The following is a 14,056-nucleotide window of genomic DNA, read 5'->3' on the forward strand; positions in this document are numbered from 1 at the left end:
GCCCTGCAGCCATGCAGAATCAAATTTTCCGGTCAAGCGCGCCGGGAGCGCATCCGCCGGTGCATTGGTGTACCATAGGGCATCATTTCACCCTAGTTCAGAAAAATACTAGTGTTGCCAAAACGTCGACTGATCATTGCCGGCGCCGCCATCGGCGGCTTGTTCGTCCTGTACGCGGGCTCCAGCTACTGGGCCGGCGTCAAGGCCGAGGGAACCTTGCAGGAGCAGTACCGGATGCTCTCCGGCCTGCCGCTGTTCAAGGTCAAATCTCACAGCTATCAACGCGGCTGGTTCTCGTCCACCGAGACCACCGAGCTGGTGTTCAACCGCCATCTGTCCGGCCCGTACGAGAACATGCTGCCGGACAATATGAAGCCGCTGCTGAACTCCACTATCAAGTTCACCAACAACGTCAAGCACGGCCCGCTGCCGGGCCTGGCCGGCTTCGACTTCCGCCCGGGCCGCGCGCTGGTGCGCACCGAGTTCGCGATGAGCGACGCCACCCGCAAGACGCTGAAGACCTTCTTCGGCGACAAGGAGCCGATCGCTATCACCAACCGCATCGGTTTCGGCGGCGGCGGCCTGCTGGAAGTGGCGGTGCCCGCCTTCGACTACGAAGAGGCGCTGTCCGGCGTCAAGATGAAATGGAAAGGCTTCGACCTCAAGGTCGATTACGCCAACGGCTACAAGGAATACAAGACCGAGGCGCTGTCGCCGGGCTTCCTGCTGGAAGCCGCCAGCAAGGGCAGCATCTCGTTCGAAGGCGTGCGCTACGTGTCCGACATGCGTCCGGGCAACACCGGCGTCAAGCTCGGCACCAGCGAACTGACCATAGGCAATGTGCAGCTGAGCTCGCGTGAGAGCGTGCCGTACAGCATCAAGCTGAACGAGCTGATCTACCTGATGACCCGCGTCCGCGTCGGAGAGTTCGTCAATCCGTCCGGCGAGTTCAAGCCGTCGTCGGTGGTGCTGAAGAACTTCAGCTACCAGATCGTCACCAGCGAGCAGGACGAATTCGTCAACACCCGCGGCAAGGTGAACTTCGCCGAGCTGAGCTTCAACGCCAACCGCTACGGCCCGCTGCGGCTGGACGTGTCCGCCAACCACCTGCACGGCCCGACGCTGGTGAAGCTGGACAAGGCGATCAGCGAGATTCCGTTCGAAGGCGTGGACCCGGCGGTGCTGCGCAAGCAATACGTCGACACCATCAAGAAGAACGCGATCCCTCTGCTGGAAAACAATCCCAAGCTGCTGATCAACGAGTTCTACCTGAAGATGCCCGCAGGCGAAGCCAAGCTGCAAGGCAGCCTGGGCATCAACGGCTTCACGCCTGCGGACTTGAACGATATCACGCAGCTGGCCAAGCGCATCGAGGCCGACGCCAAGCTGAGCCTGCCGCGCCAGACGCTGGAAGAGCTGGTGCTGACCCAGGCCCGCAACCTGTTCACTGTCGACCAGAGCGCCGAAGAGCAGCCGAACATGCAGGAAGTGGAAGACCTGGCCAGAAGCCTGCTGGACAGCCAGTTGTCGCAATGGAAGTCGGGCGGCTATCTGGTGGAGGACAACGGTCAGATTTCCACCGACCTGAAATACGACGCCAAGGGCCTGACCATACACCAGCAGAAGGTGCCGCTGCCGTGGGAGGAAAGCGAGGAAGCCATCGACGCCTCCGCTCCCGCCGCGGAACCAAACAAGCCTCCGGCGAAGAAATAAGCCGGACGCAAAAAAAGGGCTGTCGTTGCGACAGCCCTTTTTTCTTGCGCTCCCGCAAAATCAGGAGGCGTCTTCCATCTGGCTTTGCAGGTAGTTCTGCAGACCGACCTTCTCGATCAGGCCCAGCTGGGTCTCCAGCCAGTCCACGTGCTCTTCCTCGCTCTCCAGGATGTCTTCCAGCATGTCGCGGCTGACGTAATCCTTGGAGGTTTCACAGTAGGCGATGGCCTCGCGCAGCAGCGGCAGCGCCTCCAGCTCCAGCTTCAGGTCGCACTCCAGCATTTCCTTCGGATTCTCGCCGATGTGCAGCTTGCCCAGATCCTGCAGATTGGGCAACCCTTCCAGGAACAGCACGCGCTCGATCAGCTTGTCGGCGTGCTTCATTTCGTCGATGGATTCTTCGTACTCGTGCTCGTTCAGCTTCTTCAGACCCCAGTTCTTGTACATGCGGGCATGCAGGAAGTACTGGTTGATCGCGGTGAGCTCATTCTTGAGAATCTGGTTCAGGTACTTGATGACCTTCTTGTCGCCTTGCATGTCATATTCTCCTGAAAAATCGTTCAGGCATTATGGCACAGCAGGCGCATAGCTCAAGGCATAAATGGGAATAGCCAGCTCGCAGGCTGGCAGGAGGGGCGCTTGCCCCTTTGGGAGAAAATCAGGCGGCGGTGCGGGCCACCGAACAGACGGTCAGTTCGCTTTGCGCGTCCTTGCGTATCTGGTTGGCCATGCAGGCGCACTTGCCGCAATCGGAGGCGACGCCCAGTTCCCGACGCAGGTCGCACATGCGCGTGGCACCGCCATGAACCGCCTGGCGGATCTGGCTGTCGGTCACTGCATTGCACAAGCAGACATACATCGGAAGCCCCCTCTGGCTTACAATCAAGAATAGTTATCATCATCATAGAAATAAACAAGAATGATTGTCAATAACAAAGAACATCAGTGGAAGCCGAATGCAACAGTCGCCGCCATCATCGAGCGCGACGGCCGCTTCCTGATGATCGAAGAGGAGACGCCGTCCGGCCTGCGGCTCAACCAGCCCGCCGGCCATCTGGAGCGAGGCGAAACGCTGTTGCAGGCGGTGGCGCGCGAGGCCCTCGAAGAAAGCGGCTGGTTGTTCACGCCGCGCGGGCTTACCGGCATCTACCTGGCCGACACCCAGGACGGCGACATCACCTATATGCGTTTCGCCTTCCACGGCGACGCCGTCCCGCCCGCCTCCCCACCGCGGCTGGACGAGGGCATCGTCGCCGTGCACTGGCTGGCCTACGAGGACATCGCCGCGCAGACTGCGCGGCTGCGCAGCCCGGTGGTGCTGCAATGCCTGGCAGACTATCGCAATGGCATCGCGTATCCTCTGCAACTGATACGCGACCTGCGCTGACCCGCCCGCCACAGGATGCCCGATGCGACTATTGATACCGCTGCTGCTCGCCCTGCTCCTTCCCGCCGCCCGCGCCGACGGGCTAAACATCTGTTATCATTACGGATGTTCCAGACACGCCCAGTTCGACATCTCCGACGAGGAGCATGACTGGCTGGCCGCGCGCATGAGCCGGTCCGACTCCGCCGCGTCCGAGCGCGAAGCGGTGGCCGACGCCGTGCTGACGCTGTATCGCATCGCCGCGCGCGACACGCCGATCTGGCAGGACAAAGGCGGCAATTTCCGCGACGGCCCGGCCCAAGGCCGGATGGACTGCGTGGACCACAGCAGCAACGTCACCACTTTCCTCAACTACCTGCAGCGGCAGGGATGGTTGAAATTCCACCGCGCGGCGCCACCTGAATGGCGGGCGCCGTGGATTCTGGATCTGCACTACACCGGCGTGCTGCACGACAACGCCGCCGATCAGGATTGGGCGGTGGACACCTGGTTCAAGGATTTCGGGGAACCGCCCGTGGTGGTTCCCCTTTCAGTTTGGATGACGGGATACGAGCCCCCGGCCGTATCCGAGCCTGTCAGACAGGCAAGCAAAAGCAAGGAAGGAAACGCCCCGTGACGGGTAAGAAACGCATAGTCGTCGGCATGTCCGGCGGCGTGGATTCGTCGGTGACCGCCTGGCTGCTGAAGCAGCAAGGCCATGAAGTGATCGGCGTGTTCATGCAGAACTGGGAAGACGACAACGACGACGAATACTGCTCGATCAAGCAGGATGCGCTGGACGCGATGAGCGTGGCCGACATCGTCGGCATCGACATGGAAATCGTCAATTTCGCCAAGGAATACAAGGACCGCGTGTTCTCGTACTTCCTGAAGGAGTACTCGGCCGGCCGCACGCCGAACCCGGACGTGCTGTGCAACGCCGAGATCAAGTTCAAGGCCTTCCTCGACTACGCGATGGAGCTGGGCGCCGACTGCATCGCCACCGGGCACTACGCGCGCAAGCTGGAACAGGACGGCACCCACTACCTGATGAAGGCGGTGGACCACACCAAGGACCAGAGCTACTTCCTGTACCGCCTGCAGCAGCATCAACTGGCCAAGGCCATCTTCCCGCTGGGCGACATCCGCAAGACCGAAGTGCGCCAGCTGGCCGAGCAAGCCGGCCTGCCGACCGCGGCCAAGAAGGACTCCACCGGCATCTGCTTCATCGGCGAACGCCCGTTCCGCGAATTCCTGCAGCGCTACCTGCCCACCTCGCCCGGCCAGATGGTGACGCCGGACGGCAAGGTGGTGGGCGAACACATCGGCCTGATGTACTACACGCTGGGCCAGCGCAAGGGCCTGACCATAGGCGGCTCGCGCGACGGCAACGGCGAGCCGTGGTTCGTCGCCGGCAAGGACATTCCTGGCAACAGGCTGATCGTGGTCCAGGGCCACGACCATCCGCTGCTGCTGAAGCCGACGCTGGCGATGGCCGACCTCAGCTGGACGCTGCCGGACGCGCCGCAGCCCGGCGACTACAGCGCCAAGAACCGCTACCGGATGGCGGACGCAGCCTGTTCGCTGTCGCCCATCGTCGATGGCCAGGCCACGCTTACCTTCACGGAAAAACAATGGGCGGTGACGCCAGGCCAGTCGGCCGTGCTCTACCACGGCGACATCTGCCTGGGCGGCGGCATCATCCGCTAAGCCCCGCAATAAAAAAGCCCCGCGACGCGGGGCTTTTTCACGGGCCGCTCAAGCCTGCGGCAAGGGCTGCAGCCGCCTCAGCCACAGGCTGACGCCCAGCTGTACCAGCAAAACCAGCGCCAGCGCCGTGGCCACGCCATGCCAGCCGCCACTCCCCCACATCAGGCCGGACATCGAACCGAACACGCTGGAGCCAAGATAGTAAGCGGTCAAATACAACGCCGAAGCCAGCGCCCGGCCCTCGCGAGCCCGCAAGCCCACCCAGCTGCTGGCCACCGAATGGGCGGCGAAGAAGCCGAAAGTGAACAGCGCCACGCCCGGCACCAGCAACCACAAGGTGTCGCCCAGCGTCAGCAGCAGTCCCGCCAGCATCATCAGCACCATCATCCACAACACGTTGCGCCGGCCCAGGCCATCGGCCAGACGCCCCACCCAGGCGGATGACCAGATGCCCACCACGTACAGCGAGAACACCAGCGCCAGCGCGCTCTGGCTCAGATGGAACGGCGCGGCCAGCAGGCGGAAGCCCAGGTAGTTGTACAGGCTGACGAAACAGCCCATCAGCAGGAAGGCGGTGAGGAACAGCCAAGGCAGTCCGCCGTCGCGCAGCATGCCGCGCAGCTCGCGCCCCATGCGGGCGAAGTCATGGCGGCGGGGCTGGAAATGGCGCGAGGCCGGCAGCCAGCGCCAGAACTGCCAGGCGCCGACGCAGCCGATCGCGGCCAGCGCCAGCACCGCGCCGCGCCAGCCTACGTGGTCGGCCAGCAGCGAGGCCAGCAGCCGGCCGCACATTCCGCCCAGCGCGTTGCCGGCGATGTACAGCCCCATCGAGTGGCCGAGCGACTTGGCATCCACCTCCTCGCTCAAATAGGCCATCGCCACCGCCGGCAAGCCGGCCATCACCAGGCCGAATACCGCCCGCAATTGCAGAAAAACGCCGAAGCCGGCAACGAAGGCCGACATCAGCATCAAGACCGCGCCCAGCGCCAGCGCCAGGTTCATCAACGCCCGGCGGCCGAAGCGGTCGGCCAGCAAGCTGGCCGGAATCAGCGCCAGCGCCAGGCCGCCGGTGGACATCGACACCACGCCGCTGGCCGCGGCCGGCGTCAGCGAGAAATCATGGGCGAACAGCGGCATCAAGGGCTGGGCACCGTAAACCATGGCGAAAGTGCAGAAACCGCCGACGAACATCGCCCGCGCGGTGGAGCGGAAGGCTGGGGTCCCGGCATGGAGCTTGGCGGCGGCGGGCTCAGAAACGGTCTGGCTGTCTTGCAGCGCAACGGAGGGGGCGGACACGGCATCAATCTCTTCTTCAACGACACCGTCAGCTTAGGCTTGGGTAAAACGACAGTCCAATATATATTTCAACCATGATTAATACTTTTAAAATATCAATATGGAACTGCGCCATCTTCGCTACTTCATCGCCGTGGCCGAAGAGCTGCATTTCACCCGCGCCGCCGAGCGGCTGCACATCGGCCAGCCGCCGCTGAGCCAGCAGATCCAGTCGCTGGAGGCCGAGCTGGGCGCGCCGCTGTTCCGCCGCCACCAGCGCAAGGTGGAGCTCACCGCCGCCGGGCTGCAACTGCTGCCGCGCGCAAGACAGATCTTGGCAGACAGCGCGGCCGCCGCCGCCGCCGTGCGCCGCGCCGCCGACGGCGAAACCGGCGAGCTGCGCATCGGCTTCACCTCCTCGCTGCCGCTGACGCCCATCCTGCACCACAGCCTGCAGCATTACCGGCGCGACTATCCCGCGGTCAGGCTGACGCTGAGCGAAATGTTCACCGCCGGCCAATTCGACGCGCTGGAGCGCCGCCAGCTGGACCTGGGCTTCGTCCGCTTCAACGGCCCGACGCCCAGCCCCTTGATCCGGGTGGAGGAGCTGCACCGCGACCGGCTGCTGGCGGTGGTGCCCAGCGCCCATCCTCTGGCCGCGGAAAAAACGCTGGCGCTGAGCCGGCTGGCCGGCGAACCGCTGATCGGCTATCCGCGCGAATCCGGCTCCGGCCTCAGCGATGTGGTGCGCCAGCTGGCGCTGCAAAACGGACTGGAATTGAGAATGGTGCAGGAGGCGGGCGAGGCGATCACCCAGATCGGCCTGGTGGCGGCCGGCGTCGGCATCGCCATCCTGCCCTCGCCGCTGGAATGCGTGCAGATACCGGCGGTGCGCTACGTGCCGCTATCCGATGACGGCGCCTATCTATCGATGGGCATCGCCGTCCGCCGCGACGAGAACTCGCCGCTGGTGGCCAATTTCCTGGCCGGGGTGCGGGGAGACTAACGGCCGCCCGACACGTCCAGCAGACTGCCGGTGCAGAACGAGGCGGCGTCGGACAGCAGCCAGACAATGGCCTCCGCCACCTCTTCCGGCTGGCCGCCGCGCCGCATCGGCACTGTCGGCGCCAGTCGCGCCACGCGGCCCGCCTCGCCGCTGGCGGCGTGGATATCGGTTGCGATCAGGCCGGGGCGCACCGCGTTGACGCGGATGCCCTCTTCCGCCACCTCGCGCGCCAGACCCAGGGTCAGCGTGTCGATCGCGCCCTTGCTGGCGGCGTAATCGATGTATTCGCCGGCGGAACCCAGCCGCGACGCGGCCGATGACACGTTGACGATGGCGCCGCCGTCGCCGCCGCGGCGGGTGGACATGCGCCGCACCGCTTCGCGGCAGCACAGCAGCGGCCCCAGCACATTGACGCGCAACACCCGCTCCACCCGATCGGCGCTGTAATCCTCCAGCCGGCACATCGGCGCGGTGACGCCGGCGTTGTTGACCAGCCCATCCAGCCGCCCGTAATGGCACATCGCGTCGTCGAACAGCCTGACGATGGCCTTTTCATCGGACGCGTCGGCGCGGAACAGCTGCACCGACTCGCCCAGCTCGGCCTTCAACGCGGCGGCGCTGGCCTCGTCCGAACGGTAATTGGCGGCCACCCGCCAACCGGCGGCGACCAGCAAGCGCGTGGCGGCGGCGCCTATGCCGCGCGTGCCGCCGGTCACCAATGCCACCTTGCCGTCCATCGCTAGCCCTTCCTCAAGAATTGCTGATGCCAGCGCGTGCGCGCGGCGCGCGCCTCGCCGAACAACCGGTTCAGGCCATCCGCGTCGCCGGCTTCCAGCAAAGAGGCCAGGCGATCCAGTCCTTCGCGGTAATCTGCCAGTTCGGCCAGCAGCGCGTCGCGGTTGGCCAGGCTGATGTCGGTCCACATCTCGGGATGGCTGCCGGCGATGCGGGTGAAATCGCGGAAGCCGGTGGCTGCGAAATCGAAGCAGCGCTCGGCATTGGCCTTGGCCGCCACCCGGTCCACATAGGAAAAAGCCAGCAGATGCGGCAGGTGGCTGACGCTGGCGAACACCGCGTCGTGCTCGGCGGCGTCCATGCAGTGGATTTCCGCGCCGCAGGCGCGCCACAGCTCCGCCACCGTCTCCGCCGCCTCGGGCGCGGTTTCCGCCAGCGGCGTCAGCACCACGCGGCGGTTTTCGTACAGACCGTATTGGGCGGCCACCGCGCCCGACATGTCGGAGCCGGCGATCGGGTGAGCCGGAACGCACCATGGCAGATGGTCGGGCAGGTGCTGGCGATACAGCGCCGCCACGTCGCTCTTGGTGCTGCCGCCGTCTGTAACCACCGTCCCTGGACGCAGCTCCGGGGCCAGCGCCGCCATCAACGCGCCCATCTGGCCCACCGGCGAGGCCAGCAGCACCATGTCGGCGCGATGGGCGACGGCGCCGATGTCCTGGCTGATCTCGTCCGCCACGCCCAGCGTCAGCGCTTTTTCCAGATTGGCCAGCGTGCGCCCGACGCCGATCACGGTCTTCACCCTGCCGGCGCGCTTGAGCGCCAGCGCGAACGAGCCGCCGATCAGGCCGACGCCCGCCACCACCAGGGTGTCTATCTGCTGCTGCACCTGCATCCCCCTTGTCCTGCCGCCACTTGCGCGGCGAGAAGGTCTATCATAAACAATTTTGCCGCCATGGCCAGTCTGGAGATTTGGATGACCGCGACGCTGTATTGTTACTTCAAGGCGCCTGCCGAGCCTGAAACCGTGCTGAACAGATTCCGCGCGCTGCAGATGGAGCTGGCCGCCGCCGGCTGGGCTGGCGAGCTGCTGCGCCGCTGCGACGACGCCGACACCTGGATGGAGGTCTACCCCGGCATCGCCGACCGCGACGTATTCCGCTCGGCCTGGCAGGCGGCCCGCCTGCGCCACGGTCTGTCGCTGCCGGCCAGCGAGGAATGGTTTCAGCCGCTGTAGCCGCAAAACTGACGGGCAAGAAAAAGCCGGGCGCGCGGCCCGGCCAAAACAAACACGATTAACGAGAGAAACCGAAACCCCCGCGCTAAGGCGGCAGCCAAACGGTCAGGCGAACACTATAACCAGCGCCGCCCATTCCCCCAAATCACTTGTTCTGCTTAGCAAATCACCGTCAGCCGCGCTGGACGGCAGCTTCGCCGGCCGGCTGCGGAACGCGGCCCACCAGGCGGTCCACCCACAGCGCGACCACCCCGTCGCCGGCCACATTGCAGGCGGTGCCGAAACTGTCCTGCGCCAGATAGAGCGCGATCATCAGCGCCAGGCTGGCTTCGGGGAAACCCAATACGCTGGACAGGATGCCCAGCGCCGACATCACGCCGCCGCCCGGCGCGCCCGGGGCGGCCACCATGGTCACGCCCAGCAGCAGGATGAAGGGCAGCATCACGTCCCAGCCCGGCACTTCCAGGCCATGGGTCATCAACATCACCGCGGTGGCGCAGCTCACCAGCGTGATGGTGGAGCCGCACAGGTGAATGGTGGCGCACAGCGGCATCACGAAATTCACCACCGGCGGCGACACCTTCATATTGCCGGCCGAGCGCAGCGCCACCGGGATGGTGGCGGCGGACGACATGGTGCCCAGCGCGGTGAAATAGGCCGGCAGCATCGCGCGCAGCAGCGACAGCGGATTGCGGCCCAGCAGCGTGCCGCTGGCGCCGTACAGCACGGCTAGCCACAGCCAATGCAGGGCGATGGCCATCAGCAACACCACGCCAAAGGTTTTCAGCGTGGCGAAGGCGGTGCCGGCGGCGGCCATGTCCGCGAATTCGCAGGCGATGTAGGCCGGCAGCAGCGGCACCAGCACGCGCGCCAGCACCATCTCGACGATGTCCTTGCCCTGATCGGCGATCTCGCGCAGACGCGCCGCACCGGTGGCGGCGATGCCCAGGCCGAAAACGAAGGCCAGCATCAGCGCCGTCATCACGTCGAACAGCGGCTTGATCTCCAGCTTGAACAGCGGCGCCAGCTTGTCGGCGGCGGCCGGAACGGCGGCGGCCTCGCCCAGCCATTGCGGCAGAAACGTGGATGCCGCGGCGAAAGCCAGCACGCCGGACAGAATGGTGGACGCGTAAGCCAGGCCCACGGTCCAGCCCAGCATGCGGCCGGAACCGGTCTCCAGCGCGGCGATGCCGCTCATGATGTAGAACACGATGATCAGCGGGATCATGAAGCCGATGAACTGGCTGAACAGTCCTTTGAAAGTCAGCATCAGCGTCAGCAGCGGTCCGGGCGCGTACAGGCCCAGCAGCAGGCCGACCGCCATGCCGGCCAGCAGTTTGAGAATCAATTTCACAGGCAACCTCTTCCGGGTTATCCAGCCCGCCGCGCCTGGCGCGACGCCGGACAAAACCCGTCCGCTCCGGCGCGATCGGATCGATTCGGAAGAAGAGAGGGGCCGGCCGGCGCGGCAAGCGGAACATCGCGCCGACGTTCCCCGGCGCCATGCATCAGGCTTGTTGTAGTAAGGCTTGCCGCAATGCCTGCAGCAAAGGTGAAGGCATCCACACACGCTCGCCCAGGCGGGCCAGCGGCCAGATGCCTATCAGGCTATTGGAGAGAAACACCGCGTCAGCGTCAATCAAATCGGCGGAGCAAAGTCGCTTTTCTAAAAATTTAAGTCCGAAATTTGAAACATTGACCGTCAACCAATCCCGCACCGCGCCGTTAACGCCGCAGCGATCCAACAAAGGAGTCTGGATCTCCCCTTCCCGCAGCAGGTAGACATTGCTCATCGTCCCCTCGGCCAGCCAGCCATCCTGGTCCAGCAGCAGGCCTTCCTGTATCGCCGGGTCGCTCCATTCGGACCGCGCCAGCACGCTCTCCAGCCGGTTCAGGTGCTTGACGCCGGCCAGGCGCGGCTGCAGCGACAGCCTCAGCTCGCACCAGCGCGCCTCGACGCCCCGCTCGCCGTATTCCGCCGGATAACCGGCCCACGGCACCGCCGATACGATGCGTGTCGGCGCGCCGGCGCCGGCCATCGCGTAGCCGCGCGCGCCGACGCCGCGGGTGATCACGATCTTGCCCACCGCCAGCGCGTGTTCGCGGCCCAGCGCCATCAACTCGTCCAGCAACAGCTGCTCGTCCGGCAGCGTCAGCGCCAGCCGCGCGGCATCGTCCGCCAGCCGCGCGTACTGCCAGCGCCACATCCATGGCCGGCCGCGGCGCAGCTGCATGGTGCGGAACACGCCGTCGCCGTAATTGAAGCCGCGGTCCAGCGCCGATACCGCCTCGCCCGGCAGGCCGTTGACCAGCATCGCCATCAGGCCTGCTCCACGCCCAGCGCGCGCAGCAGGCCGCGCGCCTTGTGGCGGGTTTCCATCAGTTCGCGCTCGGGATCGGAGTCGGCGACGATGCCGCCGCCGGCGCGGAAGCGAAGCTTGCCGCCTTCCTGCATGAAGGTGCGGATCAGGATGTTGAAGTCCATGGTGCCGTCGCGGTTCAGATAGCCCAGGCTGCCGGTATAGGCGCGGCGCGCGCTGTTTTCCAGCTCGCGGATGATCTGCATGGTACGCACCTTGGGACAGCCGGTGATGGTGCCGCCGGGGAACAGCGCGCGCAGCACGTCCGCCGGCGCGACGTCGTCGCGCAGCTTGCCGCGGACATTGGATTCGATGTGGTGGACGTAGGCATAGCTGGCCACCGCCATCAACTCGTTGACTTCCACCGTGCCCGGATGGCTGATGCGGCCCAGATCGTTGCGCTCCAGATCGATCAGCATCACGTGCTCGGCGCGCTCCTTGATGCTGGTGATCAGCCGCTTCTTCAGCTCTGCGTCCTCAGCCGGATCGGTCGAACGCGGATGGGTGCCGGCGATCGGCCGGGTCTCGGCCCAGCCGTCCTTCACCCTCACCAAGCGCTCCGGCGACGAGCTGACGATCTGCGCGTCGCCGAAGTCCGCCAGCGCCGAGAACGGCGCCGGGTTGGCCCGGCGCAGCGCGGCGAACAGATCGGGCGCGGCGATGCCGTCGGCCAGCTCGGCCCGCCAGCCGCGCGAAATGTTCACCTGAAACACGTCGCCCTCGTAGATGTAGCGCTTGAGGCGTGCCACCGCGTCGGTGTACCACTCGGGCGGATCCTCCTCCAGGCCGGCCAGCGCCACCGGCTTGGGCGCGAAAGCGGGCTTCGCCGCCACCAGCCGTTCCAGCGCGTGCCAGTCGTCGGCGGTCTCGCCGACCAGCCAGGCTTCGCTCTTGGCGCGGTCCACCAGCACCGCGGCCGGCGCGCGCGCCCACACCGCCAGCGGAAAGCTGTCCGGCAAAGCGGCGGGCACATGCGGCTCGAACTCCGACAACAGATCGTAAGCGAGGTAGACGAACCAGCCGCCGACGAAAGGCAGGCCGTGCGGATTGGCCACCGCCTGCGGCCTGAATGCGCGCACCTCGTCGAGAAAAGCCTGCCCCTCGCCCGCCATGAACACGAGCCGCTCGCCCTGCATCAGCAGCAGATCCCAGCCGCTGTCGCCGGACGATTGCATCAGATAGGGAAAGTGTTCGCGATCGGCGGCATGCAGCGCCAACAGATCGGGAATGAAGTCGAGTTTCTGAGTGAACATCTACGGTCCTGGGCCGGCAAGGCCCGGCACTGATTTGCAACACCGCCGCCCGCCTTGAGCGGCGGCGAAAAAAGAAAAACCGCTGCGAGTGTAACGCAGCGGTTCGCTCTGTCAATCGCCCGCGGCGACGATCAGACCCGTTTGAACACCAGGGTGCCGTTGGTGCCGCCGAAGCCGAAGGAGTTGGAAATGCCCACCTCGATCTTCATGTCGCGTGCGGTGTTGGCCGCGTAATCCAGATCGCAACCGGCTTCCAGATCCTGCTCGACCAGATTGATGGTCGGCGGGGACACCTGGTTGTGGATCGCCAGGATGGTGTAAATCGCCTCCACGCCGCCGGCGCCGCCCAGCAAGTGGCCGGTCATCGACTTGGTGGAATTGACCACGAGTTTCTTGGCGTGATCGCCAAACGCCATCTTGATGGCAGTCGTTTCGTTGGCGTCGCCCAACGGAGTGGACGTGCCATGAGCGTTCACGTACTGCACCGCGTCGGCGTTGATGCCGGCGTCGCGCAGCGCGTTGGTCACGCCGCGGGCCGGGCCCTCGGAACTTGGCGCGGTGATGTGGTGCGCGTCCGAACTCATGCCGAAGCCGATCAGCTCTGCATAGATCTTGGCGCCGCGCTTCACCGCGTGGTCATAATCCTCCAGCACCAGCACGCCGGCGCCTTCGCCCATCACGAAACCGTCGCGGCCCTTGTCCCATGGGCGGGACGCGGCCTCGGGGTCGTCGTTGCGGGTGGACATCGCCTTCATCGCGGCGAAGCCGCCGATGCCCAGGCGCGAAACCGCGCCCTCGGAACCGCCCGCCACCATGACATCGGCGTCGCCGTACTGAATCAGGCGAGCAGCATCGCCGATGCAGTGCGCGCCGGTGGTGCAGGCGGACACGATGCCGTAGCTGGGTCCCTGATAGCCCTTCAGGATGGAGACCTGGCCGGCGATCAGGTTGATCAGCGAGCCCGGAATGAAGAACGGGCCGATCTTGCGCGGACCGCCCTCCATCAGCGCCACGCCGGTATCCTCGATCAGCGGCAGGCCGCCGATGCCGGAACCGATGTTGACGCCGACGCGGGTCTTGTCCAGATCCGGGACCTCATCCAGCCCGGCATCCGCGACGGCCTGCAGGGCCGCGGCGATGCCGTAGTGGATGAACAGGTCGTTGCGGCGCGCTTCCTTCGGCGAAATGTAATCGCCGATATTGAAGTCCTTGACCTCGCCCGCGATCTGGCAAGCCATGTCGCTGGCGTCGAATCGGGTGATCTTGGCTATGCCGCTCTTGCCGGCCAACAGGTTGGCCCAGCCGGTGGCGACATCGTTGCCGACCGGGGACACATGGCCCAGGCCGGTGACTACTACTCTGCGTTTGGACACGAAGAATCTCCGTGATAGATGGGAGGGC

15 protein-coding genes are annotated in these 14,056 nt (G+C 65.5%); 6 read left to right on the top strand and 9 right to left on the bottom strand.

The genetic code is table 11. From position 1 onward, the window contains the following. The first annotated feature begins 111 nt into the window (after window positions 1-111). Window positions 112-1,713: a YdgA family protein gene (locus tag BKX93_RS07730; RefSeq protein WP_244887253.1), complete on the top strand. Its 1,602-nt coding sequence runs from the start codon at window positions 112-114 to the stop codon at window positions 1,711-1,713. Window positions 1,714-1,773: 60 nt separating this feature from the next. Here BKX93_RS07730 and bfr read toward each other — a convergent pair whose 3' ends face one another. Both bfr and BKX93_RS07740 read right to left on the bottom strand, forming a co-directional pair. Then, a complete protein-coding gene (gene bfr, locus BKX93_RS07735) occupies window positions 1,774-2,250 on the bottom strand; it encodes a bacterioferritin (RefSeq protein ID WP_046155655.1) in 477 nt (158 codons plus the stop codon). Between the two features lie 121 nt (window positions 2,251-2,371). Then, window positions 2,372-2,572, bottom strand: coding sequence for a (2Fe-2S)-binding protein (locus BKX93_RS07740; RefSeq protein WP_021478607.1), 201 nt, complete (start codon window positions 2,570-2,572; stop codon window positions 2,372-2,374). Between the two features lie 60 nt (window positions 2,573-2,632). Between BKX93_RS07740 and BKX93_RS07745 the strand changes: the two genes are divergently transcribed. Genes BKX93_RS07745 through mnmA form a run of 3 tightly spaced genes read left to right on the top strand, consistent with a single transcriptional unit; the run spans window position 2,633 to window position 4,789 of the window. Continuing rightward, window positions 2,633-3,100 carry an NUDIX hydrolase gene (locus tag BKX93_RS07745; protein ID WP_046166239.1) on the top strand — a complete coding sequence of 156 codons (468 nt, stop codon included), beginning with the start codon at window positions 2,633-2,635 and terminating at the stop codon, window positions 3,098-3,100. A gap of 22 nt (window positions 3,101-3,122) precedes the next feature. Beyond that, window positions 3,123-3,716 carry a hypothetical protein gene (locus BKX93_RS07750; protein WP_046155653.1) on the top strand — a complete coding sequence of 198 codons (594 nt, stop codon included), beginning with the start codon at window positions 3,123-3,125 and terminating at the stop codon, window positions 3,714-3,716. After that, window positions 3,713-4,789, top strand: coding sequence for a tRNA 2-thiouridine(34) synthase MnmA (gene mnmA, locus BKX93_RS07755; protein ID WP_046155652.1), 1,077 nt, complete (start codon window positions 3,713-3,715; stop codon window positions 4,787-4,789). Before BKX93_RS07750 ends, mnmA begins: the two co-directional genes overlap by 4 nt. Window positions 4,790-4,837: 48 nt before the next feature. On the opposite strand, the gene BKX93_RS07760 is transcribed toward mnmA, so the two are convergent. Then, complete coding sequence (locus BKX93_RS07760; protein ID WP_070979421.1) at window positions 4,838-6,085, bottom strand: MFS transporter; 1,248 nt, start codon at window positions 6,083-6,085, stop codon at window positions 4,838-4,840. Between the two features lie 100 nt (window positions 6,086-6,185). On the opposite strand from BKX93_RS07760, the gene BKX93_RS07765 reads away from it, so the two are divergent. Then, window positions 6,186-7,070, top strand: coding sequence for a LysR family transcriptional regulator (locus BKX93_RS07765; protein ID WP_046166237.1), 885 nt, complete (start codon window positions 6,186-6,188; stop codon window positions 7,068-7,070). Here BKX93_RS07765 and BKX93_RS07770 read toward each other — a convergent pair. Together BKX93_RS07770 and BKX93_RS07775 are read right to left on the bottom strand one after the other, a co-directional pair. Next, window positions 7,067-7,807 (bottom strand): SDR family oxidoreductase, encoded by a 741-nt coding sequence (locus BKX93_RS07770; protein ID WP_046166236.1) that lies wholly within the window; start codon window positions 7,805-7,807, stop codon window positions 7,067-7,069. The genes BKX93_RS07765 and BKX93_RS07770 overlap by 4 nt on opposite strands. A gap of 2 nt (window positions 7,808-7,809) precedes the next feature. After that, window positions 7,810-8,700 (bottom strand): prephenate dehydrogenase, encoded by an 891-nt coding sequence (locus tag BKX93_RS07775; RefSeq protein WP_186009508.1) that lies wholly within the window; start codon window positions 8,698-8,700, stop codon window positions 7,810-7,812. A gap of 81 nt (window positions 8,701-8,781) precedes the next feature. On the opposite strand from BKX93_RS07775, the gene BKX93_RS07780 reads away from it, so the two are divergent. Then, a complete protein-coding gene (locus BKX93_RS07780; protein WP_046155649.1) occupies window positions 8,782-9,042 on the top strand; it encodes a DUF4936 family protein in 261 nt (86 codons plus the stop codon). A gap of 172 nt (window positions 9,043-9,214) precedes the next feature. Here the strand turns inward: BKX93_RS07780 and BKX93_RS07785 are convergent, their stop codons facing one another. From BKX93_RS07785 to fabF, 4 genes are all read right to left on the bottom strand, one after another. Continuing rightward, on the bottom strand, window positions 9,215-10,396 hold the full coding sequence (locus BKX93_RS07785; protein ID WP_046155648.1) for a dicarboxylate/amino acid:cation symporter: 1,182 nt from the start codon (window positions 10,394-10,396) through the stop codon (window positions 9,215-9,217). 154 nt (window positions 10,397-10,550) lie between these two features. Beyond that, the gene (gene pabC / locus BKX93_RS07790; RefSeq protein ID WP_070979423.1) at window positions 10,551-11,363 is read right to left on the bottom strand and encodes an aminodeoxychorismate lyase; all 813 of its coding nucleotides are present in this window, start codon (window positions 11,361-11,363) and stop codon (window positions 10,551-10,553) included. Next, window positions 11,363-12,655 (bottom strand): aminodeoxychorismate synthase component I, encoded by a 1,293-nt coding sequence (locus BKX93_RS07795; protein ID WP_070979425.1) that lies wholly within the window; start codon window positions 12,653-12,655, stop codon window positions 11,363-11,365. Before BKX93_RS07795 ends, pabC begins: the two co-directional genes overlap by 1 nt. 131 nt (window positions 12,656-12,786) lie before the next feature. After that, window positions 12,787-14,028, bottom strand: a complete 1,242-nt coding sequence (gene fabF / locus BKX93_RS07800; protein WP_046155645.1) for a beta-ketoacyl-ACP synthase II — start codon at window positions 14,026-14,028, stop codon at window positions 12,787-12,789. Window positions 14,029-14,056: the final 28 nt, after the last annotated feature.

This window comes from Chromobacterium vaccinii (assembly GCF_001855275.1).
Lineage (GTDB): Bacteria > Pseudomonadota > Gammaproteobacteria > Burkholderiales > Chromobacteriaceae > Chromobacterium > Chromobacterium vaccinii.